This window comes from Acidobacterium sp. FHG110202_01, from assembly GCF_059115305.1.
Genome location: NZ_JBZYWJ010000006.1, coordinates 173,154 through 198,404 on the forward strand (window position 1 = coordinate 173,154; position 25,251 = coordinate 198,404).

The 25,251-nt window shown below is 55.2% G+C and carries 23 protein-coding genes; 11 read left to right on the plus strand and 12 right to left on the minus strand.

The genetic code is table 11. From position 1 onward, the window contains the following. The first annotated feature begins 234 nt into the window (after positions 1 to 234). The gene (locus tag AC5S16_RS14140; protein ID WP_493930724.1) at positions 235 to 987 is read left to right on the plus strand and encodes a helix-turn-helix domain-containing protein; all 753 of its coding nucleotides are present in this window, start codon (positions 235 to 237) and stop codon (positions 985 to 987) included. A gap of 16 nt (positions 988 to 1,003) precedes the next feature. Here AC5S16_RS14140 and AC5S16_RS14145 read toward each other — a convergent pair whose 3' ends face one another. Further along, on the minus strand, positions 1,004 to 1,561 hold the full coding sequence (locus AC5S16_RS14145; protein ID WP_493930725.1) for a hypothetical protein: 558 nt from the start codon (positions 1,559 to 1,561) through the stop codon (positions 1,004 to 1,006). Further along, positions 1,558 to 2,337: a hypothetical protein gene (locus AC5S16_RS14150; protein WP_493930726.1), complete on the minus strand. Its 780-nt coding sequence runs from the start codon at positions 2,335 to 2,337 to the stop codon at positions 1,558 to 1,560. Before AC5S16_RS14150 ends, AC5S16_RS14145 begins: the two co-directional genes overlap by 4 nt. A gap of 109 nt (positions 2,338 to 2,446) precedes the next feature. Between AC5S16_RS14150 and AC5S16_RS14155 the strand changes: the two genes are divergently transcribed. Then, positions 2,447 to 2,659, plus strand: a complete 213-nt coding sequence (locus AC5S16_RS14155; protein WP_493930727.1) for a hypothetical protein — start codon at positions 2,447 to 2,449, stop codon at positions 2,657 to 2,659. A gap of 214 nt (positions 2,660 to 2,873) precedes the next feature. Here the strand turns inward: AC5S16_RS14155 and AC5S16_RS14160 are convergent, their stop codons facing one another. Beyond that, positions 2,874 to 3,104, minus strand: coding sequence for a hypothetical protein (locus AC5S16_RS14160; RefSeq protein ID WP_493930728.1), 231 nt, complete (start codon positions 3,102 to 3,104; stop codon positions 2,874 to 2,876). Positions 3,105 to 3,546: 442 nt separating this feature from the next. Further along, positions 3,547 to 4,542: a hypothetical protein gene (locus AC5S16_RS14165; protein ID WP_493930729.1), complete on the minus strand. Its 996-nt coding sequence runs from the start codon at positions 4,540 to 4,542 to the stop codon at positions 3,547 to 3,549. A 710-nt stretch (positions 4,543 to 5,252) separates the two neighbouring features. On the opposite strand from AC5S16_RS14165, the gene AC5S16_RS14170 reads away from it, so the two are divergent. The 6 genes from AC5S16_RS14170 (at position 5,253) to AC5S16_RS14195 (ending at position 15,002) form a co-directional block, all read left to right on the plus strand. Then, positions 5,253 to 8,015 (plus strand): TonB-dependent receptor, encoded by a 2,763-nt coding sequence (locus AC5S16_RS14170; RefSeq protein ID WP_493930730.1) that lies wholly within the window; start codon positions 5,253 to 5,255, stop codon positions 8,013 to 8,015. 80 nt (positions 8,016 to 8,095) lie between these two features. Beyond that, positions 8,096 to 9,235 carry a sensor histidine kinase gene (locus AC5S16_RS14175; RefSeq protein ID WP_493930731.1) on the plus strand — a complete coding sequence of 380 codons (1,140 nt, stop codon included), beginning with the start codon at positions 8,096 to 8,098 and terminating at the stop codon, positions 9,233 to 9,235. Further along, positions 9,232 to 10,005, plus strand: coding sequence for a LytR/AlgR family response regulator transcription factor (locus AC5S16_RS14180; protein WP_493930732.1), 774 nt, complete (start codon positions 9,232 to 9,234; stop codon positions 10,003 to 10,005). The genes AC5S16_RS14175 and AC5S16_RS14180 overlap by 4 nt, the downstream gene beginning before the upstream one ends. 320 nt (positions 10,006 to 10,325) lie before the next feature. Then, entirely contained in the window at positions 10,326 to 13,061 is a 2,736-nt protein-coding gene (locus AC5S16_RS14185; protein ID WP_493930733.1) for a TonB-dependent receptor, read from the plus strand. 55 nt (positions 13,062 to 13,116) lie between these two features. Beyond that, complete coding sequence (locus tag AC5S16_RS14190; protein WP_493930734.1) at positions 13,117 to 14,232, plus strand: sensor histidine kinase; 1,116 nt, start codon at positions 13,117 to 13,119, stop codon at positions 14,230 to 14,232. Next, on the plus strand, positions 14,229 to 15,002 hold the full coding sequence (locus tag AC5S16_RS14195; RefSeq protein WP_493930735.1) for a LytR/AlgR family response regulator transcription factor: 774 nt from the start codon (positions 14,229 to 14,231) through the stop codon (positions 15,000 to 15,002). Before AC5S16_RS14190 ends, AC5S16_RS14195 begins: the two co-directional genes overlap by 4 nt. A gap of 34 nt (positions 15,003 to 15,036) precedes the next feature. Here the strand turns inward: AC5S16_RS14195 and AC5S16_RS14200 are convergent, their stop codons facing one another. From AC5S16_RS14200 to AC5S16_RS14230, 7 genes are all read right to left on the minus strand, one after another. Further along, the gene (locus tag AC5S16_RS14200; protein WP_493930736.1) at positions 15,037 to 16,002 is read right to left on the minus strand and encodes a tetratricopeptide repeat protein; all 966 of its coding nucleotides are present in this window, start codon (positions 16,000 to 16,002) and stop codon (positions 15,037 to 15,039) included. Between the two features lie 384 nt (positions 16,003 to 16,386). After that, a complete protein-coding gene (locus AC5S16_RS14205) occupies positions 16,387 to 18,033 on the minus strand; it encodes a ParB/RepB/Spo0J family partition protein (protein WP_493930737.1) in 1,647 nt (548 codons plus the stop codon). A 162-nt stretch (positions 18,034 to 18,195) separates the two neighbouring features. Continuing rightward, a complete protein-coding gene (locus AC5S16_RS14210; protein WP_493930738.1) occupies positions 18,196 to 18,936 on the minus strand; it encodes a hypothetical protein in 741 nt (246 codons plus the stop codon). A 28-nt stretch (positions 18,937 to 18,964) separates the two neighbouring features. Beyond that, positions 18,965 to 19,228 carry a hypothetical protein gene (locus AC5S16_RS14215; RefSeq protein ID WP_493930739.1) on the minus strand — a complete coding sequence of 88 codons (264 nt, stop codon included), beginning with the start codon at positions 19,226 to 19,228 and terminating at the stop codon, positions 18,965 to 18,967. 211 nt (positions 19,229 to 19,439) lie between these two features. After that, entirely contained in the window at positions 19,440 to 19,595 is a 156-nt protein-coding gene (locus AC5S16_RS14220) for a hypothetical protein (protein WP_493930740.1), read from the minus strand. A gap of 69 nt (positions 19,596 to 19,664) precedes the next feature. Then, on the minus strand, positions 19,665 to 21,386 hold the full coding sequence (locus AC5S16_RS14225; RefSeq protein ID WP_493930741.1) for a histidine kinase: 1,722 nt from the start codon (positions 21,384 to 21,386) through the stop codon (positions 19,665 to 19,667). A 39-nt stretch (positions 21,387 to 21,425) separates the two neighbouring features. Then, the gene (locus AC5S16_RS14230) at positions 21,426 to 21,938 is read right to left on the minus strand and encodes a hypothetical protein (RefSeq protein ID WP_493930742.1); all 513 of its coding nucleotides are present in this window, start codon (positions 21,936 to 21,938) and stop codon (positions 21,426 to 21,428) included. Between the two features lie 98 nt (positions 21,939 to 22,036). On the opposite strand from AC5S16_RS14230, the gene AC5S16_RS14235 reads away from it, so the two are divergent. Beyond that, positions 22,037 to 22,294, plus strand: a complete 258-nt coding sequence (locus tag AC5S16_RS14235; RefSeq protein ID WP_493930743.1) for a type II toxin-antitoxin system Phd/YefM family antitoxin — start codon at positions 22,037 to 22,039, stop codon at positions 22,292 to 22,294. Continuing rightward, positions 22,294 to 22,713 carry a type II toxin-antitoxin system VapC family toxin gene (locus AC5S16_RS14240; RefSeq protein ID WP_493930744.1) on the plus strand — a complete coding sequence of 140 codons (420 nt, stop codon included), beginning with the start codon at positions 22,294 to 22,296 and terminating at the stop codon, positions 22,711 to 22,713. The genes AC5S16_RS14235 and AC5S16_RS14240 overlap by 1 nt, the downstream gene beginning before the upstream one ends. A 297-nt stretch (positions 22,714 to 23,010) precedes the next feature. On the opposite strand, the gene AC5S16_RS14245 is transcribed toward AC5S16_RS14240, so the two are convergent. Next, positions 23,011 to 23,235: a hypothetical protein gene (locus AC5S16_RS14245; RefSeq protein WP_493930745.1), complete on the minus strand. Its 225-nt coding sequence runs from the start codon at positions 23,233 to 23,235 to the stop codon at positions 23,011 to 23,013. Positions 23,236 to 24,047: 812 nt separating this feature from the next. Between AC5S16_RS14245 and AC5S16_RS14250 the strand changes: the two genes are divergently transcribed. Next, positions 24,048 to 25,250 carry a hypothetical protein gene (locus tag AC5S16_RS14250; protein ID WP_493930746.1) on the plus strand — a complete coding sequence of 401 codons (1,203 nt, stop codon included), beginning with the start codon at positions 24,048 to 24,050 and terminating at the stop codon, positions 25,248 to 25,250. Position 25,251 lies beyond the last annotated feature (1 nt).

Genomic DNA, 25,251 nt, shown 5'->3' on the forward strand with positions numbered 1-25,251 from the left:
GACAGTATCAGCCGAAAATAGCTGTTCCGATGCCACGTCCAGAACGATATATAGAGTTTGGCGACTCCGGTTCGATTTCGGCCGCTAGCAGCAAGCTGTACGGGTTTTTGCCTGGTTGCTGCGCTCGACCGGTCTTGGCAATCTCTGCGGCTGGTTAAGACTCGAAGAGCGTCGAGTCTGTGGAGAGCGGAGAAGGTTCTTTACAGGGCTTCGCAAGCATCGAGGAGGACAGGCATGGTGGGTATCGGTGAGCAACTTCGTGTAGCTCGAAATCGTATGGGGCTGACACTCCGGCAGGTGGAAGAGCGAAGCTACAAGCTCGCGGAACAGTGGGGCCACTCCGGCTACAGGATATCCCACAGTTGGCTGGATCGAATTGAAAATGAGAACCGCGGATTGTCGGCAACGAAGCTGATCGTTCTTGCTTATATCTACAATCTCAGCATCGAACAGATGCTTGCTCTCTGTCCCGGAACCAGTGAAAGCGCAGCCTATTTTGAACAAGTCGCCAGTTCAAACGTAACGATGCTTCTGGCTCAGGGCCCAATGGAAGAGCATGCGAAGATCTGGCTTCCGGATAAACTTGCCACCGATCCAACTCCTGATGAGACCATATTGCTGCCTCATGACCAGGGAATTCTGCCGCCGCATTTTCGACGGGGAGTCATCGGTCTCAAGGATCACACGATGGAGCCGATGATTCATCCTGGGTCGAGTGTTCTTATCGATACGCAACGCAGAGCCATCGCCAAGAGAAAACAGTGGACGAACCAGTTTGATCGTCCCATCTATTTTCTGTTCACGCGGCGTGGGTATCATTGCGGATTCTGTGAGCTGGACAGACGAGAGGAATGGCTGCGGCTAGTCCCACATATGCTCTCTCCTGTTTCTCAGGAGGAAGGAGAAAGACGCTGGAGATACCGGAAGGATGTTGAGGTCCTTGGAACCGTTTCGTGGACCATCACCCGACGTAGCCTCTGTGCCTGAAGGGATACACAAGAACCTAAAGGGCCCGTTGCAGTTCGGCAGCTCCTGGAAAACCGCCTTGCTCATATAAGGTGAGCACCTGCTTGGTCATTCGATAGTATTTGGCGACGATCCTCTGCGCATAATCGGGGAACCATTCGTCGAACCGGCCTGTTTTCTGTGCTCCCTTCAGCTCCTCTATATGCCATCGAATTTCGCGCGCGCTCTGGCGCATCTGTTCGGTGATGACTAAAGCTTCTGGATACCACTGCTGAACATAGAACACAAGATCGACGAGCACGTCGCAGTTCCTTTCCAGTTCCTCCAGACCTTTCATTCCATCCAGCATCTCGCAAATTTCTGAACGGTCGAGACCAGCTTCTCTCTCTGCGGAGTTGTCTTCGAAGTCGCGAGCGATGAGCTCGATACAGTCGTGGTCGACGATGGTCAGCCGTTTCAGAATGTCTTCCCAGCGGCCGTATGGATACTTTTTTCGACGACGCGCGCGGAGATAGTAGATTCCTCCGGTCACGAATAGAACCACAAGCAAGACAGCAAGCGCGATAAAAAAATACAGAACGCGAATTGTGATCATTTCCTGAGCAGCCGACGCCTTCGAAGATCGTAGTCCAGAATTCTCTGGACCGTAAAGAGCAACTGTCGCATTTCTGGGGAGAGTTCAAGCGGAGCAGGAGCGTTGGCCCATAGTGTGACAATCCAATATCCTAAGCAGATCAGGTAGGTAATTTCCCGAAGCATGGTCAGTTCGTGAGACAGCGCGGCGCTGCGTTTCATCCCGGTGACGTTGTGACCCGATTCGGTCAATAAGCCGATCAGGGAATAGAAACCGAGGCCTTGCGCGATTCTGGCCGCATGGGTCTTCCAAGGCAGATTCGCTGTGACCGAAAGCACGATCATACCTACGAACAATTCGCACACCACGGCTGAAGAAAACACGTTTTCGCGATCGAGCAGAAATTTGAGAAATTTCTGCTCGGGCGGAATCGGCGTGACAGCCAGCACGCTGGCAAAGACAAAGCTCGCAATGACAAGCGCAAAGGCTCCCTTTCGCGTATCAGGCGCCCACGTCCCCGTGGGACAAAAGACGTGCCAGGCGATTTCGGAAACCACAGCGAGCTGCAGCAGGTAATCGACCTGTGCAAACCAGAAATACACAACAAGATACTGATCTTTGTTCGTATGGCGATGCACAAAGAACAAGATGGCTGATTTGATCAAGTTGAAGATGATGAGCGCGGTGAACAGCGGAAACATTTTGACCCGCCGCCGTCTGACAAGCACAAACAACAATGTGGAGTGGCCGAGGAAGCCGGCCAGCCAGAGGACAAGCTCGAGTTGAGTTGGAGTCACCGGTTGCCCTCCGGCGGGCGGCCTCGCCCTTTAATGCGCTGACATGGATTGATTCTATGCCAAACCAATTAGAGCAAGAACGATCCCGATGTAATCAGGTTCAGGATCGGTGCCAGTTACGACCCCGGATCCTGGATCGGTCGAGGAGCCGCTGCTGCTTGTGGACGAGCCCGTAGAGGGCGATGGGGTGCTGGATTGTGCTACGGCTTGGCCGACCGGGAATGCAAGGACTGCCAAGGTGAGGGTGAGAGCAAAATTGCGAACGATCTTCGACATTGCGAATTCTCCTTTGCAGCGCGAGTCCGCGCTGGCCGGAGACTAGAGATCGAAGACGCAAAGTCTGACCGATTCGAAAGTGCTGTTGCGTATCCGCAGCAAATGCACCTTTCGGTTGCAAAAGTCTTGTATTTGTAAGGCCTTCACGATTACTGGGCAAAATCAAAGATTTGCCTAGCTTTTTCATGAGTTCGGTGCGAATACGCAACAAAAATGCCATGATTCTTGATTGTTTAAGAAGTTTGTGCTGGAACGAGAATTCACACGAGATCGTTGTCTGATCCGGAAAAGGGGCTGTCCGAATAAGTGGTGGAATCGCTGTCGGACTTCTTCTTGGAAGCTTGCTGGCGCAATTCACGAACAATCGGCGCAGGATGATTGATTCCAAATTCCTGAATGGTTTCGACCTTAAAGGTGTGCCGGACAAATTTGGCGATCTTGTATGCGATGTACTCATGCGAGAACTGCGAGATACGCTCCAACCATCTCACGGCCGGTTTCAAGGGAAAGGGTTGGTTCAACGTCTTCCCGGTAAGGCAGGTTGTCACAATCCCTTTCTCGCGGCAAAAACTCCAGCGCCCGCGTTTTCCAACCGGAACGCCGGGGAAGGGCAAAGGGAGGTTCCTGGGTGATTTTGAGGGAAGGCTCAGCTGCTCGATATTACAGAACAGAATGAGGCAGGTAGATCGGTTTTCTCAGAAGAACAGAGAAAACGTCCGCTCAGCCGGGGCAAGATTTCCAGCAACTCATCGTGGCGTTTACGAGTGCCAGAGGAATTCAGAGTCTCGTATGTTGGGAGAACCGGCATGCCGTCATAGATGAGGATGCGCTTGTGAGCGCGCTGCGGCACCGGTGGCGCGACTAGCTTGCCGGATCTCTGCAGAAAGCCACGGCCTCTCACAGCTAAGTTCGCGCGATCCGATACTTGTCCATTTAGGAACAAGACAATCTGTGCCTTGCCGCGATGCCGCAGAAGCGGAGAAGAGTCTCCTCCCAAATTTGCATCGTGGAATCGGGATTGGAGAGAATGGTGTCGTGAAACACCATTACGACCTGCAGGCTTAGATACAAGCCATGGAGAAGACCATCGTAAAAGTCAGGGCTCTGATCTGGTCCAATGTAGTAGCCGACCGCTTTCTCAAATTCCGAGCGAGTGGCGATAGAATCCTCGCCTTCGCTATCGGAATCCGTTCTGTCGATCTCTGCCAGGCTTGCGACTTCCTCGGTATCAATTTCAAAAGGCATCGGCCGATGGCTGCAGATGCTGCTTGGAATCGTTGACGATATTTCTGCGAATCGATCATTACCCAGTCGCGGGGTATGGTCGAGGTAGCGCTCAGCGCCGACTCCGGCCAATGCGATAAAAACGATTCCCATAAGGATGCGTTCATCTCCATCGCTGAGCTTGGGATACCTCGTATCGAAGAAGTCCAGCGCTATGCGCAGCCCATGTACCTCCCCTAAGTAATAGTCCTTGGATTTTTTTGCTGGAAGGAGGGGAGCCCAATAAAGGCTGAGATAAGCGAGCACCCACTTCTCGTCAGGCTTCGAACGGCCCTCGTCGAACATATGATCCAGACGTTTGACCAGCATCCGAAGATCGTCGATATTTGTTCGGAACGTCTGCGGGGCAGATCCTTTGATGCCGATTGCAATCGAACCGACACTTCGAAGCCATGTGGGCACGCCTGTGGACTGCATACTGCGTGCAAGGGCGTTGGCAGTTGTTAGCAGTCTGGAGTCAATGACGACATCAAAGGAAAACTCAAGCAGGGATGGTGCTGTGCCCTGAGAACCACCTGGAACGACGACTTCGGCATCTACTTTCCATGATTGCCCGACTCTTGGGAGCCGACGGGTTTCAAAGATGTATCGACCGATGCTGAGGACTGGGGCGTGGATTCTGGCGAGTTCTTCTTCATGCGTCATGATGAATTGCTTTCGAAACCGGCAGTCGCCTCGCTTGCAATACCCTGGAAAGTCGCGCATCGATTTGCTGATTGCCCGGTGCGAATTATTTATCCCTATGTGCCTGAGAAGTCCAGAGTTTCTCATGTTTGGTTTCTGACGACGGAAACCTCCTCCGAGAAAATGATGGAGATGATTGAAATCATTAGGACTTAGCAGGGGGTTGCTCGCGGCGTATTGCCTGTTGCGGAAAGGCTGTCGACCATTTGATGCTTTTACGCAACACCATTTCTTGCGAGCTTTCGCTGTCAAAGCGCGCAATGACAACTGAGCATCCTTGGTTTCCGATTACGAACCACAGATTTCGACCCTAACGCGTTGATTCGCAGGCACCCAGGAGGATGGCAGCCGAAGATAAGAAACGGGCTGTTATGCCAATCGGAATAGGTGCCAATGCGCGGACCGAAGTTTGCTCATCGCTCAATTGTTGTCGGGAAATGCCTATCTGTTTTGCTTGCGAAGCGTTCGCGAATCGGCTGGAAACGCGGTTTGCAGGTTACCCCTCAGCAGTCAAGCCGCCGTCTAGCCGTCCATCAGATGTCCATAGGGATGCCCATCTCTCCCTGAACCTCAGGTCGATTCTCTGCATTTTGCGTCTAACGGCTGCAAGGAAACACGCTCATGCCTCTTCTTCTGAGAAAGTTGCCCTTAGTTGGAGGTCGAAACTACGCATGTGGGCAAAGTTGCAGGTTCTGGCGGTTGTCGGAGGAATGCTGAATATGACCTTATCGTTGGCGCAGGGCCAGTGCGCCAACGGTATCCGTATTGAAGGGACTATCACCGATCCCACAGGTGCCGTCATTCCCGGCGTTCGAGTGCGGGAGAACGGCGGTGAGAGTTCCATGACAGATGCTAACGGACATTACGTGCTGCCATGCGTTCGGGCAACATCAACTACGATCACCGCACAGGCAGATGGTTTTGCCCCCGGCTCAGCTCCCCTCGAACGTCCATTGGGTGGAATTGCCCAGATCAATCTGCAACTGGCGGTTGCATCCGTCGAAACAGATGTGCAGGCACAAGAGGATGCGACTGCTGTAGATGGCGGACACGGAATGGGAACAATCGCCTTGAACACTCAACAGGTGCAGCAACTCGCGGACGATCCGGATGACTTCCTCCGGGAATTGCAGGCTTTGGCTTCGATTTCCGGTGGAGATCCGGGTTCCGCCATGATCCGGGTCGATGGATTTCAAAACGGGAGCGCACTCCCTCCCAAGGGTTCTATTGCCTCGATTCGCGTTGCACCCGATCTGTTTTCAGCCGAATATCAATTTCCTCCTTTCGGTGGGGCCCAAATCGAGATCCTGACGAAACCCGGGGCAGACAACCTGCATGGCGCGCTGTTCTTCACCGATAGCAACAGCATCTTCAACGCGAACGATCCATTTTCGGTAACGGCAACTCCTGCCGGCAAGCAGCGATACGGATTCGAACTTACAGGTCCCATCCTCTCGAAGAAGAGCGGCTTTGCCCTGGCACTTGAAAAGAGGGACATCGATGAATTCAACGTCGTTAACGCGAAGACTCTCGATGCCAACGGCAATCTCACGCCCCTGCAGCAATCCATTCCCGCTCCGCAGAGACTTTGGATCGCGTCTGGGCGTGTGGATTGGCAGGTCACGCCAAAGGATGTCGCAGCGCTTTCATTTTCCTCCAATGTCAACAACCTCTCAGGCCAGGGAGTGGGCGGTCTTACGCTTGCCGAAGCAGGCTATTCCAGCCTGGTGAGTGAGTACGATCTGCGGCTGACCAATACGCAGACGCTGAGTGCCAATGCTCTCCATCAGACTCGCATCGGATATACATGGAAACGCACGGAACAGACCCCTCAATCAACCACTCCGTCGCTTCAAGTCGCAGGCTTTTTCACGGGCGGCGGTTCAACGGCGGGTTACCTGAACAGCCGGGAACGCGACCTTGAAATCGATGACGATCTGACGTTTACCCACGGCAAGCACGAATTGAAGGTCGGCCTACAGGCGCTGGGCATCTTCATCCACGACTATGATCCCAACACCTTCAATGGCGCTTACGTGTTCGGCGGGGGGAGTGGACCTGTCCTCGATGTAAACAACAACCCGACCGGCGAGACGGAAACCCTTACTCCCATCAACCAGTATCGTCGCGCGTTGCTGCATCTGCCGGGCGGCACACCGACAACCTACCAAGTTACTAGCGGAACGCCGGTGGTTCCTCTCACCCAGTGGCAATTGGGATGGTACGCACAGGACGAGGTAAAGCTGGCGCCGCGGCTGACCCTTTCTGCCGGACTACGCTATTCCTTCCAGACAACGCCTAGCAACTTTGCCAATTTTGGGCCTCGTGTCGGTCTCGGATGGGCTGCCGATAAGAAGGAGACATGGGTTTTTCATTTGCGGGCCGGACTGTTCAGTCATGTGCTCAGTCCAAGCTATGCGACCGAGGTCTATCGACTGAATGGCATCCGGCAGCGACAGACGACTGTCTACTCCCCCGACTACGACAGTCCCCTTAGCCCTGTCGCCGGCTCGGTCGAGATCAACACCGTGAATCAATTCCCGCGCTCTTCACTCATGCAGGTGTTGACCTTTGCCGCAAACGCCAGCGTGGACCACGATTTCGACCATCACTGGCATGCGGCGCTGGGTTTTTACTGGGGCCAGGATTCGAACACCGTTCGCATCCGGAATATTAATGCTCCTATGATTACGAACTGCATGGAATGCTCTGTCGATCCGACCTCGGCGCTGCGCGCCCCACGGCCTATCACACCCGATGAGAACATCCTGCAATATCAGAATTCAGGGCATCTCGGTGGCCAGTCCATGTGGTTTTCAATGAGCCAGCATAGTTACAAACGTTTTGGCTTTTCCGCCTGGTATGTGCATTACCACTTCAAGTCGGATGGAGGCAATGGCGTTCCGAGCCCTCAATCGAGCTACAGCGATCAAGGAGAGTCTGCACGCGCCGACTGGCTGAGTCCGCACCGCGTCGGCGCAATTGGAAACCTCAATCTCCCATTTGCGCTCGAGCTTTCAGGTCAGTTCGATGCGGCTGCCGGTCATCCCTATAACATCACCTCAGGGACCGACAACAACGGTGACGGCAGCTTTAATGACCGGCCCACCAACGCTTCTGTTATTGGCCAGGGCGTCTACAGCACCCGATTCGGCTTGCTGTCCATCAACACGGTCAACGGCAATGTTCCGCGCAATCTGGGAACTATGCCTGCGATCGTGCATCTGGATATGAATCTAAAGCGTTCCTTCGCTCTCAATCCGAAAGATAAGAATCATCCGCGCACACTGGACTTCAATGCGCGTAGTGCGAACCTGCTCAACCACACCGATGTCACCGCAGTAAACACGGTTCTGTCGTCGGGAACATTGGGGCAGCGCCTGTCGGCCGAGGCAGCCCGCCGCGTCGAACTGGGGGTACGCTTCAATTTTTGAGTAGCAGCGGCTCTAAACTATCGTCAAAGAGGAAGGACCAATACCGGCAGACGTATCAGACAGCTAGAGGCGATGAATCTATGAAACCTACCGACTCGCTGATTGGTGAACATACCGGACGGAAGCGAGGCTCCTCTGGCCTGCATGCCCGTGGAGCTATTGCCATGCTGCTGGTTTCGATGGTCTTGGCAACAATTTCTTCCTACGGCTGCCACATCTTCCTCACCGCTAACGGTGTGTCTATGCCGCTGGTGCCGTCCGCCTCTTCCATCGCCTATGGCCTGACCAAATGGCTATGGTGGGGCCTCGTTGCCTTTGGAATGCGGGTCGTCGCGCAGAAAGCGCCGAATTTCCTAAAGTTTTCCCCGCTGTCGATACTTCTACAGCTGTTGATCGGCAGCGGAGTCAGTTTTGTCCATCTGCTTATTGTGCAGGCCACGTGGCGCGGCGGGCTGCATTGGAGCCAGTGGGTACTCACGCATCCGATCACCGGTTACATCACCCTGAGCAGCTTTGGAGAAGACCTGATCATTTATGGCTTTCTCTTTGGCTTTTCCGGCTTCCTGCATCTTCAGGAGCAACGACAGAGGGATGCGCTGCTCAAACTGGAGCTTGAAAAACAACTATCCGAAGCGCAGCTGAAGGCTCTTCAGACGCAGATGGAGCCTCATTTCCTCTTCAATACTTTGAACGCGATTAATTCCCTAGTCGACCTTGGCCGGAACAAGGAAGCTTCCGAGGCTCTTGGGCATCTCGACACCATTCTTCGGAGCACCTTGCGGCACAGAACTCCCGTTAAGATTCCGTTCGTCGACGAGTTGCGCACGGTTGAAAGCTATCTCGCGATCCAGAAGGTGCGCTTCGCTCACCGGCTTCAACTCAAGATCGAGGCGACACCGGAGGCCCTGGAGGGTCTTGTGCCGTGTTTCCTGCTGCAGCCTCTGGTCGAAAACGCGATCCATCATGGAATTGCTCCCATGGGGCGAGGCGGTACAGTCGAAACATCAGTCAAGCGAATCGGCAATCGACTCTGGATGCAGGTGCGAGACAACGGCGCCGGCCCGGGCCACGCCAGCAACGGACACGGCATCGGCATACGCAATACCCGCGAACGGTTGGCCTATTTCTATCCGGAGATGCACAAGTTCTCAGCGGTCGCTCCGGAGGCCGGGGGCTATGTAGTCACCATTGAGATTCCATTCGAGAAGGCCGGTGTATGACCCTGCGTACCGTAATTGCCGAGGATGAACCTTTGGCCAGTGAGCGGTTGAAGCTGCTGCTGGCCGATGAAGAAGACGTGCAGATCGTCGCAGAGTGCGGGAACGGTGTAGAGGCTGTGGCCTACCTTCAATCGCAACCCGTCGACCTGCTCTTTCTTGATATTCAGATGCCTGAGATGAACGGGCTCGAGATTGTGCAGGAGGTTGGCATGCTTCATCTTCCTCCCACAGTCTTCGTGACGGCGTATCAAGAGCATGCGGTCCGCGCTTTCGAGGTTCAGGCCATTGATTATCTGACGAAGCCTGTTCACCCAGAACGCCTCAAGATAGCCATGGCGAGGGTCCGAGAAAAACTTGCGGCAAAAACAGCACTGTTGACCCAGGCACAGTTTGCGGCGGCCCTGACCGGACTGCAAGACTCCGCGAAGCGGCCCGACGCTTACGTCTCACGCTTTCTGGTCAGGAATGGCGTAAAGGACGTGCTGGTGCCTGCGGAGTCGATCGAATGGATTGAGGCGGCTGACTACTACAGCAGCCTGCATGTGAAGGGCCGCACCTTCATGCTGCGAGAAACCATTTCGGAACTCGGACGGAAGCTCGATCCGACGACCTTTGTACGCGTCCATCGTTCTGCAATCGTGAATCTCAATTACGTCCGCGAGATCCACCGCGAGGGTCCGGACGAAGGAACAGTTTTTCTCGTCGATGGGCAACGGCTGAGAATGAGCAGGGCTGGCCGCCAGAAGTTGAACGAGAGTATCCATTCCTAGCTCGGTGGAAACGGCGTCGTATGTTGTGATTTCCGATGCTTTATCGAGAGGCGCAGCCAGCCAACACCTAAGACTGTCAAGCGTCGACACAAGGGATCAGGAGAAAAAGGCATAAGCCTCCACAAGATTTGCCCGCTTATCATTGTGCTCTTCTGGCCTCATCTAACTCCCCCGACGTATTACTCGATGGAAAATAATGAACATTCTCGGATAGAAACGCACCTATCCTGCAAAAACATCGCGCTTCGCTCTGGCCTCTGGAATTTTGAGACCAGGAGACGAATCGGTTCATGGGCAGGACTTGGACATGCAGACTGATCTTGACGAGTGGGCTAGTTGCGTCCCTGGCGCATGCCCAGCAGAGTTGTCTCGATGGCATTCGCATTGATGGGACCATCACCGACCCGACGGGAGCTGTGATTCCCGGAGCGCAAGTGCGTACCAGCGATAGAGAAACGGCAACCACGGACGCAACAGGTCACTACCTACTACCGTGCATTTCCGCTACCTCAACCACTCTCACGGTACAAGCTGATGGGTTTGCGACAGGAACAGTCTCGGCACGTGCTCACCAGGGAGGGACCGTTCATGTCAATTTGCAACTCGCCCTTGCAGCCGTTCAGTCAGATGTTCAGGTGAACGGAGATTCAGACGTCGACAGTGGCGGTGACACAACGACCCTGAACACAAAGGCTGTGCAGACGCTTGCCGATGACCCCGATGATTTCCTCCGTCAGCTTCAAACGCTCGCTGTCCAAGCTGGCGGCGATCCAACTCAGGCGATCATTATGGTGGATGGTTTCCAGAGCCCAAGCGCCCTTCCTCCGAAGAGTTCGATCGCATCGATTCGTATCAACCCCGATCTCTTCTCGGCCAAGTATCGGCGGCCTCCTTTCGGAGGTGGGGTCATCGAAATTACAACAAAGCCGGGAGCCGACGCATTCCACGGTGCAGTCTTCTTCACGGATAGCGATGGTATCTTCAATGCCACCAACCCGTTTTCCGTTACCGCCACGCCTGCAGGTAGGCAACGATACGGCTTTGAACTGAGTGGCCCTATCATTTCAAAGAAGAGCGGCTTTGCGCTGGCACTCGAAAAACGAAACATCGACGAATTCAATGTGGTGAATGCAGTCACGCTCGATGCAAACGGTGGCCTGGGGCCAAATGGAAACGGCATTCCGAGCCAGCAGACGGTTTCGGCTCCGCAGAGGCTCTGGATTGCGTCGACGCGCGCAGACTGGCAGGTGACGCCGAGTAATGTCGCCAGTCTTTCGTTCTCGGCGAATGTAAACAATGCAGGCAATCAAGGCGTCGGTGGCCTCACACTCGCTAATGCCGGATATTCGAGCCTGGTCAGCGAATACGACCTGCGATTCCATAACACGCGGACAATCAGCCCGAATATCCTGCACGAAACTCGCATCGGATATAGCTGGAAACGAACAGCGCAAACACCTCTGTCAAATGCTCCTTCCGTGCAGGTCGCCGGATATTTCCTGGGAGGAGGCGCCACGAGCCAAAACCTGAACAACCGGGAACGCGATCTCGAAGCTGACGATGATACGACCATTGCGCATGGGAAGCACACGGTAGCGTTCGGTGTACAGTCGCTCGGCATCTTCGTACATGACTATGACCCCAACACATTCAATGGCGCATACGTGTTCGGCGGGGGGAGCGCTCCTTTGCTCGACGCCAACAACAATCCAACCGGCCAGACAACGACCATCAGTGCTCTTGAGCAGTACCGGCGAGCCCTACTCAATATCTTCGGAGGGTCACCGACGACCTATCAGGTCACCACAGGAACGCCGCTGGTTCCACTGACAATATGGCAAGTCGCTCTTTGGGCGGATGACACCTTTAAGCTCACCGGGCACTTGTCTCTCACAACTGGATTTCGCTACCAGCTACAGACGACACCGGGAATCTTTGCCAACTTTAATCCAAGGATGGGTCTGGCATGGTCACCCGACAAAAAGGAAACGTGGGTGTTTCACGCCCGTGCAGGACTCTTCAATGGAACTTTTGACCAAAGCTACGCAACTGATATCCATCGACTGAATGGGATATTGCAGAGGCAAACCACCGTGTATTCACCAGGTTATAGCGCTCCCCTTACCCCGGTTCCGGGATCCGTTCAGGTAGCTACAATCAACCTATTTCCGCCAAGGCCTGTTCAAGATATGACATTTAGAGTCTATGTCAACGCTGAGCATGAATTCGCTCATCACTGGCATGCCAGAGCCAATTTTTATTGGGCTTCGTACTGGAGTATGGTCCGCACGGTGAACATCAATGCTCCTCTGGTCGCCAGCAATGTTGGTGTTGCTCCAGATCCCACGGCGGCTCTACTTGCACCGCGTCCGATTGCCCCTGACGAGAATTTGATTGAGTATCAAAATTCCGGTCATGGGGCAGGTAATGTGGTTTCGTTCAGCCTCGATCAGCACAGTTACAAGTGGTTTGGCTTATCAGCGAGCTATACGCACATGAATCTCAAGACCGACACTCTGGCGAATTTGACTCCACAGTCCAGTTATTCCAACAAAGGCGAGTCTGCGCGAATTTATTGGGAGAGAAAGAATAGTTTCACTCTTTTCGGCAATCTCAACCTTCCTTACCGAATCGTAGCGACAACCCAATTTGATGCTGGCAGTGGCCTACCTTATAACATCACTACGGGCACCGATAACAACGGTGACGGGAATTTCACGGATCGCCCCTCATATGCGTCTGCTCCCGGGTCCGGTGTTTACAGCACTCGGTTCGGTCTGTTGACAACGAACACAGTCAACGGGAACATTCCGGCCAATCTTGGAACAATGCCGGGCGTGGTTCATCTCGATATAAATCTGAGCCAAGTTTTCACGCTCAATCCGAAAAACAAGGAACATCCCCGAACGTTAACCTTCAACGCACGCAGCGCCAATCTGCTGAATCATACGAATGTCACTTCCGTAAATACAGTTTTGTCTTCGTCAACGGTAGGCCAGTCTGTTGCTGCTCAGACAGCGCGGCGCGTTGAACTGGGGATGCGGTTTGCGTTCTGAATACACCGGGCACAAGGCAAGATTAGAATCTTGCCATAGTTAGAAAGGAAAAGCGATGAGCGAAGGAATGGCCAACGCAAGAATCCTTCCCATACGGCCAGGTGTCGGACTCGCCGCAGTCTCACTGATTGCCGGAATTCTGGCAGTTGTAATTGCAAGAGATTGCAATCGCAATCTGGAGTTTCACCATTTGCATGCCCCCTTCGCTCCCTCTCTTCTCTATGGCGGCGTGTATTGGGTATGGTGGGTTGTTGTGACGTTGGTTCTGTGGACACTCGCGGACCGATGGGCAGTGGCGTTCAAGCCTTCTGGACTGACCGTGATGGCTCATCTTGGAGCCTCGTGTATTCTTGCGTTTGCGCATTTAGCTCTACTTCAGCACATCGTCTGGTTTGCCTCGTCGTATTGGTCTGTATGGGGCCTTCGAATGGCCAGGTTCTCCGTGGAGAACCTGGAACGCTTCGGGGTGGAACTTGTCCTCTACGGATTTATAAGCTGCGTATGTGCGTTCCTCCATTCCCGTATGCAAACACAACAGGCGATCGTTCAGAAGCTGGAAATCGAAAGACAACTTACACATGCACAACTCCAGAGACTGCAAATGCAGATGGAACCTCACTTCCTCTTCAATACGCTGAATGCGATTACGAGTCTGATGGTTCAGGGAAGAAATAAAGAAGCGATCAAGACCATGACCGATCTCAACACCATTCTACGAACTACGCTTCAGCGCAAATCTCCGGAGAAAGTACCTTTTGGGGAAGAGCTGCGAATCGTTGAATGCTATTTAGCGATTCAGCAGGTTCGGTTTGCGGGACGTTTGGACGTGAAAATCGATATTACCCCCGAGGCATTGGACGGGCTTGTGCCATGCTTCGTGCTGCAACCTCTGGTTGAAAACGCCATTACGCATGGGATAGCGCCTTTGGAGGCGGGCGGCTCAATAGAAACTCATGTCAAACGAGTAGGAGACATGCTCTGGATGGAAGTCAAGGATAACGGTCGCGGTCCGATTGGTTCCGGTACGCAGGGACAAGGCATCGGCATGCAGAACATACGAGAGCGGCTCGCTTATTTCTACCCGAATGCCTTCGAATTTCATGCGGTTGCCCCTGATAGCGGAGGCTACGAGGTGACCGTACAAATTCCCTATGAGCGAGCCATGGTATGACACTTCGGACCGTCATTGTCGATGATGAGCCTCTGGCGCGTGATCTCCTCGTTGCGCTGCTCGCCGAGCACGAGGACATTCAGATCATTGCGAAATGCCAGAACGGTCGAGAGGCCATTTCCTGCTTGCAGTCCACATCTGCGGACCTGCTGTTTCTCGATGTGCAGATGCCCAATATCGACGGTTTCGATGTTCTGGAGCGAGTGGGATTGCAACATCTTCCCCCTACTGTTTTCGTGACTGCATATCAGGAGCACGCGGTGCGTGCGTTCGACGTTCATGCGGTGGACTATCTGACAAAACCCGTGGACGCCGAGAGGCTGGCAACAGCGCTCAAGCGTGTTCGGGAAAAGATTATGGCCAGGATCGCCCTGCTGACGCAGGAGCAACTCACAGCCGTGCTCAATGGGCTGCGCGGTTCAGTTTCGGAGTCGAAACCTTACGCATCGCGCTTCCTTGTGCGGGACGGTGAGAAGGAGATTCTGGTATCGGCCGAGAATATTGACTGGATCGAGGCCGCCGACTATTACACCTGCTTGCATGTCAATGGACGCAGGTATATGTTGCGCGAGTCAATTGGTGATCTTAGCGGGAAGCTCGATCCCCGGCAATTCATCCGCATTCACCGATCCTCAATTGTCAATCTTGATCAGGTGCGTGAGATATACCGAGAAGGCCACGCGGACAGCTCTATTGTGCTTAAAGATGGACAGAGATTGAGAATGAGTAAGGCGGGTCGGCAAAAGCTTGTTGAACTTGGAAAGGCTTAGCGAATTGCCTTGACGCTCTAACAGCATAAGAAGATCATCGCAGGGCATCCGCACTAATGACACACGCAGAGCATTGTTTGCTGAACAGTGTGCTGATCTCTGTCTCGGCAGTATGCCTGAGGCTATCTGCCGCTTCCCGTGACCCCTTCCGAGCAAGCACACGAGAATATGCCAGTTCTGCGGTGAGATACCGCACGCTGTGTTCTCCGAAAGCATTCTTCACGATTGGGAGCTCCCTTTGCATTTCATTTTCAGCTTTGGAGATCTCGTTCATATCGACGTAGGCTTTACCCAGGAGCATATGAGCCCACCCTGACATGCCATAATCGTCTCCGTGCCGGTCTCGCCAAAGATCCAAGGCAATCGTGTACGACGAAAGTTCTCCTCGATAGTCCTTTTCTTTCTCGAGTTCCCATCCGCGAACCATATAAAACGTCGCGCGGTCGTCGCTGTCCATACCCACTGCCCTGGGCAAAACGGCATAGCCGCCCGCCATGTATTTCTTCGCTTTCCGAGTGTGCTTCTGACTCAACTCTATTCCGGTTAGACAGGCATAGGATCTTGCAATCCCGGCGAAATTATTGGCTTGTTGATACAAGGATAGAGCTTTCAAGTGGAGGTGCAGTGCTGTGTCAAACCGGTCCATCTGGCTGTACAGATCTCCCAAATTGGATAACAGGTCTCCAAGGTCGTTGGGTCTGGAAGATGCTTCGGGAATGGCGTTGAAACTAGCAATGGCTTTCTCATAGGCTCCACGGGCCTCATCCAATCGCCCCTCGTCCGCATAGGACAGCCCGAGGATGTCCCACGCTGTAACAATGTCACTGCTGCCAAGGGTGTGGCCGGCCAACAACGTTTCAACTTTGCGAATTGCCTCTTCCGGATGGTTTGCGCGTTCCGCCTCCATCGCAGCCTCTAGTGCCGCGGTCTGCACTTCCGACGCCATCAGCGCCGATGGCATCGTCACGATGAGAGTTAGGACTATCAGCAGGTGTCTCATGCGCCGCTTCGTCTCCTGCTGCAAACTTCCCAGAGACGACAGCGACATTCCAATGTTTTGCAGCGAAGGCGCGTTTGAGGCGAAGAATAACTGGTTTCTTAGGATGAATACTCAGGCAAATCGATCCTGTTGTCGCCATTGAAGTTGGAGAAATACAGGCTAGAGAGTCATTCGGTCTTCGCACCGTTCGTTATGGAGTGATCCCAGAGATCTGACAATCCAGCACCCCTCCGCGGTCATCATATCGGGCTTCCTCCCAAAATCCTTTGGACTCTGGACAGCTTCAACAACCTCATTTCTCTCTTGGTCTACCCTCCGTGATCTTCTCCATACAAAGAGCGGGCGGCCCAGAAGAGGCGCCGCCACAGAGTGAGTTGCGTTGGATCAGGCCGCTTTCTTCGGAGTCGCCACCTTTCGGGGCGGACTCTGTTTCTTCTTGCTTGCCGTGGTTGCTTCGGTGGCCTTCTTCTGTTTTGCAGCTGATTTGACCTGTTTCGCGGAAAGCTCCTCCTCTACTGCTTTCCGGACTCTGATCATGTCGATGCGATGATGCTTCGCAGCCTGAGAGAGATATTCCGTTCCGAGACTCGAAACATTTTCAACGTCCGGGAGCAGGACCCATTCGATTAAGAGCTTCGATAGGCCGGTCTCGTCCATCTTCCGCATCAGATAGGTGAGTTCCTTCCTCACCTTGTCGGATGTGCCCAACTGCGACGGCGCGATCTTGTAGCGCCGCGCCAGTGTTTCGCGCCGAACCGGGTCGGAGCGATCGAGGAGAATCTCAAGGACCATCACGAGATCGGCGCGATCGAGAGGAGCCCCGACCTTCTTGAGAATCTCCGCCAGCGTGCGATGCCGTACGGTGGCTTCGACCTTTCGCTTGAGCAGCTCCTTGCGACGCTGCTCCTTCTGCTTCTCGATCTCTTTCGGATCGGGTTGCAGACGGTCTGCGAAGTGGATGGTGCAGGTCGGGTCTGCGCAGACCTTGACGGTACGCCCCCTCTCCGATCCTTCCGCGACAATCGCCTCGGTCATGTGCGTGCATGGCTTTTCGAACAAAGCCAGCACTTCCTTGCGCTTGGCGGATTTCTTCGCCAGCTGCAGCGCAACATACCGGCCGCGCCCCAGCACCGCGGTGCTTTGCGGAGCATTCCAGGCGGTCGAGATCTGCACCAGTTTCGGCTTGGCCTCGACCTGCTGCGCGATGTAGCTGCTGATCTTGCTGTTGAAGCAAGCCGCATCGCTACAGCTGTCCTTGGTGGCGTCGCTGAAGAGCAGGGTGTTGAATCCAGTGCGCTTCAGACAATTCGTACAGCTGCCCGCCGCCGGAAGCAGCGCCGGGTCGTCTTTGTCGAAGGGTACGGAATCGAGTTCGAGCAGGATGTTCTGCTGGATCCAGGCCGCTAAGTCCCGGACCGGGACCAATAGTTGAGCAGTGCTCCCACCGGTCCAGGTCGTCTTGAATGCGGCTTCAAAGGCCCGTTCCTGCTCGTAGGGTTGGAGCTTGGCGATCTCAAGAGCGTGACCCACCCCGAGGCGATCGTCGAGGAAAGCCTGAGCCACCGGTTCGATCAGCTCGGTGAGGCGCAGGCGCTGTGCGATATAAGTGGCTGATTTCCCCACCCTCTCGGCAATGCTTGCGACCGTGTAGATGCCTCCTTCTAGCTCCAACATATTTTTGTAGGCCAGCGCTTCTTCAAGAGGATGGATCTCTTCGCGCTGGAGGTTTTCGATGGCCTGGGCTTCGATGGCTTCGGCATCGGAGAGGGCGACGACACGCGTGGGCACGAACTGCTTTTCGGCCATGCGGGCGGCGCGTAGGCGGCGCGCACCGGCGACAACTTCATACTTCTCATCGTCGACGGAGCGGACCAGCAGCGGTTGCAGGATACCCTGAGCGCGGATGCTGGCCGCCAGTTCTTCAAGGCCGCGCGCCTCGAACCGGCGACGCGGGTTGGTGGGCGATTCCTGCAGCAGGGCTACAGGCAAATCGCGATATTCGCTTGCGACAGCAAGGGTTTGAGAGGACATAGGATTCATTCACTCCTTTGGTTAGGGGTTTTGGGAGTGCGAGCGGCGGAGGTTCTCCGCTCGCGTGGATAAGACCGGGAGAGGAACCTGGCGGCGAGATGACGGTGGGAGGTGGCGCGCGGCAGCTAAAGCGAAAAGGGTAAGTTACAATTCGCAGCGGACCTAGCGGTCTGCCGGAATGACAACGTTGACGGTCTCAACGAGGGTGCCCGCAATACGGAAGGATTCTGGAGGGTTCGATTCGATCAGGCCGCCGCGGTGCTCGATCAGGTGACGGAACTGGCGGCTGAGCGTGTCGCGGCGGAAGAGAAGCCCCGCCGACATCACCGAGACCAAAAGCCCATCCCGCTTCAGGAAACGGAGTGCATGAAGGACATGCTGGACATCCGCCCGGTGCGCGAAGGGCGGGTTCATCACCACGCGGTCATACCGCGATATCGGCTCGGCGAGGAGGAAGTCCTGCGCAAAGATTGTTCTGGCATAACCGTCGCATCGTAGTACGGCAACGTTCTCGGGCAGAATCTCGAAACATTCGACGGTCGCCAAGCGGGCAAGCTCGCGCGCGATCGCGCCCTGGCCTGCACTGGGTTCGAGGATAAGCATCCACGGTTCGAGCCTTGCTAGTTCGATCAGGCGCGCGACCAGCGGTGCCGGGGTTGGGAAGAAGCCAAAATCCTTGGGTATGCTGATCTCACCTGTGAGCAATAGCTGTTCAAGCAAATCTGTGGGATCTGTCTGGAAGATGTGAGCCTGCTCTCGCCGACTCCATCTTGCTCCCGCAGCTTCGAGCACTTTCTGCGTCCGTACATATAAGCTGCGGTCGAGATGCCGGCGCAACACCAGGCCTTTCTCTGATATCGCCGCCTCGCTGAGCGCGGCGAGAACGTCTTTGTCGATTTTCACAATAGGCTCCTTTCTCGGTAGGTGTTGCTCACAGCTCTTGTTCGAGTTCGACCAGCATCCGTTCAATCTCGGGAATGCCGAAGTCCCATTCGGTGAACGGATGTTTGGGATTGCTCCCAAGGTCGGCATTAGCTATTTCCAGGGCCTCCCGTTTGGTCTGTAACAGGTCGCGTAAGCCTTCATTGAGCAAGGCCAGTTCGGCATCACTGAAGGACTCATAACGGGTGCCCCCCATCATGGCGTTTAGGCTTTGGACGTCGGTCCGAATGTTGCGCTGATTGGGAATGGTCATTGTTTCCTCGCTCGTGACTAGGGGTTCCGTGTAGGCGCGAGAAGCCAAGCTTGCAGGCATCTCGAATCGCGGCCCGATGCTGATCGCAGCAGCCGGACGAAGACAGTAACTCGCCTGCGCTGTGGAGCCGACATATAGGTCGCTTCCGGCGGGCTTGATCGGAATGCCATGGTGGAACGCTCAGCCCGAGTTCTTGCGTCGGAACAGTCAGTTATGTTTCCTGCGCCGCCCGCCGTTGCTGAACGACAGAGCTCTTATGCCGGATGCCGCCGCTGAGATGGAGCAGTCGATTCTCGACACGTTGGGTGGTGGCGAGTTCTTCTGTGGTGACGACCTCGATATAGACGCGATAAACAGGGCGAACCATCACGGGCCTCCGTGAGGTTTTCTGGTTCAACCGTGGTGGAGAGTGCGAAGAGGATCTCGTTGACGAGGGCTACGGCTGGGATACGTCGTCGCCATTTTGAGCGTGGGTCTCGTCTTTTGTGACAAGCACGATGTCCCAAGAGCAGGCGTCTTCCTGCTTCCGGAGAAAGCGAATCTCCCAGACGCGAAGCTCTTTCACGTACTGCCGCGCCTGCCACGAGACGGCCTCGCCGAGCAGATCGAGCAGCGCCGCGCGCGGTCCCCGAAAGTATTCATTGACCCGGCACTCGACATCTTCGCGGTACTCCGACAACTGGGTATCCCGGCTATCGCTGCCATAATCATCGCCATACTCAAAGCTGGCCCATAGAAGAAACTCGACGACATCGAAGGAGCCGTCCAGGCCGTCGTTGTCCCACGGGCTGTTGTCCACCGCGCAGAAGGTCAGTCCGTCGTCGCTTTCGACGTGAATGTCTACGGGAAGGCGCAGCAAGAAGCTACGCTGGGCGCATTTCGTCGTCGCTTGGATCATCATTGTCTGAGGACGGCCGGTTTGGGTCCGTTGCCATTCGTGGAAAGGAATGCCGTCGGCGAAAACGGTGGCATCTTCCAGGCGCGGGAGCGCGTCGTACCAGCTGTAACCGCAAAAGGCATGGTCCTCCATGTATAGCCGGTCGTACAGAACCTCGGCGCGTTGGAAGGCTGCTTCCAGAGTGTGCGGGTACGCAATCTCATCGCTGACCAGGAATGCGGTTTCCGTCGAGGACAGTACCTTCTTAGCGGAGCTCCGAAAGAAGTCTTCCGTGTATTCATCGGCAGGGGCAGCATGCCAGGTCCGAAGCAGCGGGCTGGCTTCTGGCAGGAGCACTCCAAGGTCTTTTGCTTCTTTCCAGGCTTGAAATGACAACACATGACGACCTAGGGTCTGGATGAAACGATAGGCGGCGGCCTTTGCCTTGCGCAGGAATGCGTTCAGCATCTCGCCTTCGATGAGGGCGCGGCGTTCCGGCAATTGAAGCCGAACCACCTGGGTCTTGAGAACATTGAAACGCAGATGGAGTTTCCATTTTTTCGGCGCGTCTGCGCCCTCGACGACAAGACCGTCGATGGAATCGTACGCGCGCCGCAGCGTGAGACCGTGGAAATTCCAGTTTGGGCCGTCCCAGAAATCGCGGTGCTCGAAGCGCAGAGCGAAGCCGACTTCGATCCCATCGATCTGCTCGCGATGGAGCGCACCGGCTAGAAAGTCATGACGCGAAATCTCGCTTCCGTTGACCAGGACTGCAAGCGGGAAGAATTCGGCCGCAGTCTCCAAAGCTACGATCAAGGTCCTGGAGCGGCTGGGTCGTGTGAACTCAACCCGTGTTCCATGGACAGGCGTCTCGCCGGAGAACAGAAGCATCGGCTCCTTGCCGAGAAACGCCTCCGGCGTCAAACGTGCCCTGTGGGTTCCGCTTTCTACGATGACTTCGGAATGGCACAGCGAATAGAGACCCATGCCAGCAGGATCCTCGTCATTCCGAGTTTCCTCGCTCCATCCGGACTCCCCCAGCATCAGAAATTTCGTAAAGTCACGGATGCCTGAGCCATTGTCATGCACGGAGATGCGCGAGGTCTGGGCGTCTCCAGGGAGTTCTTCAATCTCGACATCGACGAGCGTGGCTCCGGCGCGGCGCGCGTTCTGCAGCAATTCGGTGAACAGGCCGCTGTCGTCGTTGCGAAAGATGCGGTCTGCCTTGTGAATAAATTTCTGGCTGACCTGTGCATAGATCAGCTCCGGTTCCGTAGACATGGTTCCCCCTGTATGTAGCTGGTTTGGGCCGTGGATTCTCTATTCCGGCTCCAATTCACGAATGCTCCTTACGGGAATCACCGTAAGATCCTCCTCGTCGCGAACAAGATCGATGGCAAGAGAGCGCAGGATGTCGCTTTCTGAGGGTTCGGTGGGATGGCTGACGAGCCAGGCAAGGGTCTGGAAACGCTGTTTGTAGACGGCAATCCATAAGGCAGGGACGGCATATTCCGTTTGTCCCGGCACATCATGTATCCCGGTCACGGCATGGAGAAGCGCAAACGCCTCGGCTTCGGAGCTGCGATCGGCGATGTGCTCCACCCGGTCCTGCCGAACTCCGTAAATTGACCAGAGAAGCTGTTGCCCCTCTGCTCCATCGACTATGGGTCTCTCTTCGAAGGACCGCATCTCCGCTTCGGCTTCGGCAAGGGTCGCAAATGCCTGATAGCTCCTTTCGAATCCATCCGGCGCCGTGGTTTCAACGACGGGCTGCACACGATACTTTGAGAAACGCATCGGCAGCTCCGCTTTCGTAACGGGTTTTCCTTCCATAAAGAAGCTCCTTGAGTATTTGCAGACGGAGGAAAGTGCGGGTAAAGAGGGCGCATCGGCATATAATGTAGGTACGTGCCTACACGGAGGAGACAGCCATGGCCATCACCACTTTGTCGAGCCGAGAATTCAACCAGGACGCCAGTAAGGCGAAGAAGGCAGCCCGCAGGGGGCCGGTCTTTATTACGGACCGGGGACGTCCGGCACATGTGCTGCTCACCATCGAGGAATATCAGCGGATCACAAAGAAACGCGGCAGTATCCTCGATTTGCTGGCGATGCCAGAGGCCGCAGACGTCGAGTTCGAACCGCCGAAGCTTGCCGGGAAACTGTATCGGGAGGCAAACCTCTCCTGATGTACCTGCTCGATACCAATGTCATCTCCGAACTGAGGAAGGCGAAATCGGGCAGGATCGACCGCCATGTCCGCGAATGGGCGAAGCGGTTGGATGCCGGGGCGCTGTATTTGTCCGCGATTTCGATCCTGGAACTGGAAATCGGAATCCTATTGATCGAGAGGCGCGACCGGGCACAAGGCCTCGTATTGCGCTCCTGGATGGAGGAGCATGTTCTTCCCGCCTTCGCGGACCGGATTTTGGCAGTGGATACAGCAGTGGCCTTACGCTGTGCGGCTCTCCATGTTCCGAATCCGTGCTCCGAGCGCGACGCGCTGATTGCGGCGACAGCTTTTGTTCATGGAATGACTCTGGTCACTCGGAACGTCGAGGATTTTCGCTCCACAGGCATCGAACTGCTGAACCCGTGGTTGCCATGATGCATGGCAATACTCACTTTCTAAGTTGTAAATAGAGCCGTAACGATGAGCTTGCGCTTGGGCGTAAAGCCTGTAACCGCTGAAGCCCGAGCTACTCCGAGCCTATCGCAGAGAACGATCCGTGTTCTTCTCCAATCAACGCTATGAGAAATTAGCCAGACTAATACCGCCAGCAGGCGTATCGCTGAGAATCTTCACGGCGAGATCATAGGCAATTGCGCGAATTCAAAATAGGACTCAGTCGTTTACAGGATTCCTTACTGCGAATCGCCATATTCTTCATAGATCTTCGACGCGTCACCCTTCTGCGGACTCGACCACCCGCGAATTTCCATGCTCCCACTGAACAAGCGTGACTCTATGGTGGTAAGTAGCGGCGAAGGAAAGTTCGACCGCAAGGCCGTTCTCCAGGCTGATATCAAGGTAGAGACCTTGTTCATCCTGATATACCTTGATCGCTTGGAGAGTCTTCCCTCTGGCGGAGTCCGGGAGGATTTGCATGCTGCGGGAGCGGATGGACAAAGTAGTACTCCTTCTTAAGATGGATCGCAGATTGCGACTACCGATAAACTTCAAGAACCTTGGTTGAAACCGAGAGCATCGGCAAAGTGCTCCTCATAACGCCAAAATCACCCCGCTAAATGCGCTTCTCATTTCGCTTCCGATAGCACTGTGAAGGCGAAATATCCTTTATCCCAGGGCGTAGATCGTCGCGCCTAAGAAGAACGCCTTGAAGATTGATTCAGATCGAATAGCCAGACGCGTACTGCTACGGTACACACTAATCGAGGTGGGCCGGATGAGTGCGTTGCCCTGAAGTCAATATTTGAGAACTGTCCAGTTTGAAGTTGGTTCCAGTAAGTCAAAGAAAATGCAGGGTTCTGTCCGGTCGAGATGTATCCTGTTTCTACCTAATGCAGTATGCGATCGACCGGCGAACGAAGCGCGTCGTCCAAGCCGACCAGGTTCGGCGGACGGAGCTAAACCGTGCCTACGAATGCCCGGTCTGCAAAGGCGAAGTCCACTATCGGCGTGCGATGGGCCAAAGCCCCGCGCCAGGGTTCGCCCACAACGCACATGTAGCACGACAGGATTGCCACCTCTATCATCCCTCGTTCAGTACGGAGAGTGGTGGCTCGTGGGGAGAGGCTCCGGAGCCTGAACCAGTCAGCGAGATCGACTTGTGCTTGGATGACCCGCTCAACGATAAGGGGAGTTGGTCGCTGTTCCTGCGATTTCCCGAGATCTCGGATCTTGGCAACGCCCGCCTCCGGTCCTTGACGGCTGGGACGGTCAGTGTTGTGACGGGCAGTTCCTCTGCGAGTATTGCGCTAATGGATCTGCGGCCCGGAGTCGGAAGTGGCCGCCTGGTGGTGCCGCCGAGCATGAGCCCGTATGAGGCTTCGCCGGCAGGACAATGGCCTCCCGATCTTTCCTCCGGCAGATGGAGCGGCACCTGCGAAGGGCTGAATCCTCGCGGCACTCCGTTCGTCCTGCGAAAGGGCGAGTGGGAGCGGCTCAGAGACGGTGGCAAACTTGAACTCGGTAGCGAAATCAGGATCGTTGCCGACGTAAGAAACCCGCCCCCTCCGGCGTGCTCGGTAGAGGTATTGGCAGCGAAGGCTCACAGCAAGCTTGAGTGGCGAGTGTGGCGTGTGTTTCTGCCGGACGCGATCTCAGCTTCACTTGATCGATGGGCCGAAGCGATCAACGTGAATCTTGCGTCTCCAGCGGACAAGGTCGTGGTACTGGGCGCACCACAAGGTTCCGACTCCAACGGTCCTGTCTTCACGACAGGTCATTCCTTCATCGCGAGGATCGAGTGGGCTGCGGGCCAGTCTTCAGCAGTCTTGTCCTTGGGAACGCCGCTCGGAAGCGAATCAACCTCGACATGGCCGACGCAGTCGTCTCCGGCGTACATGGTATTCGGGACCCACGATTCGGGTACGACGACGCTCACGGCAAACTATGATCGCCGGACCACCGAGGCTATCGAGACGGCCGTTGCTCCCACGCTCAGCGAGATTCGCAGCAAGCTGAGAGCTACACCGCGCTTCGAGATCGTCATCGGCGACACGACGATATCGGCATGGCAGGAATCCGTCGCCTTACGCCCAGTTGCGAACGAAGCCGTTCCTCCACGGATCACGATCTTCCCCAACTATGAAGCGCTCCAGTTCGATGTGGAATGGACTGCTCAAGAGGGCGCTCAGTATGCTTATGGCCTCACCGCAGCGAAGGTTCAAGAACGCTTGTCCGCAGCATGGGGTCAGGACGCTTATTTCGAGATCTCGGCCGGAGCCTTCGGTCGCATCCGTCTAGGCTTCCTGCGGGCGAAGCGTCCTCAAGACGCGGTCTCCGTGAGCCGAGCTATGAGTTGGGCGGCTCTTGCCGGAGGCCGAACAGATGCCAGCACCAGTAATTGGCTGCGTCGCAACCTTGCGGCGAGGGGCGCTTCCCTCCAAGCAAGAGCGAGCAACGGCTCCAGGAGATGGCTTCCGTTGATGGTGAATGAGGTGAAGCGGCTGCAGAAGTGAA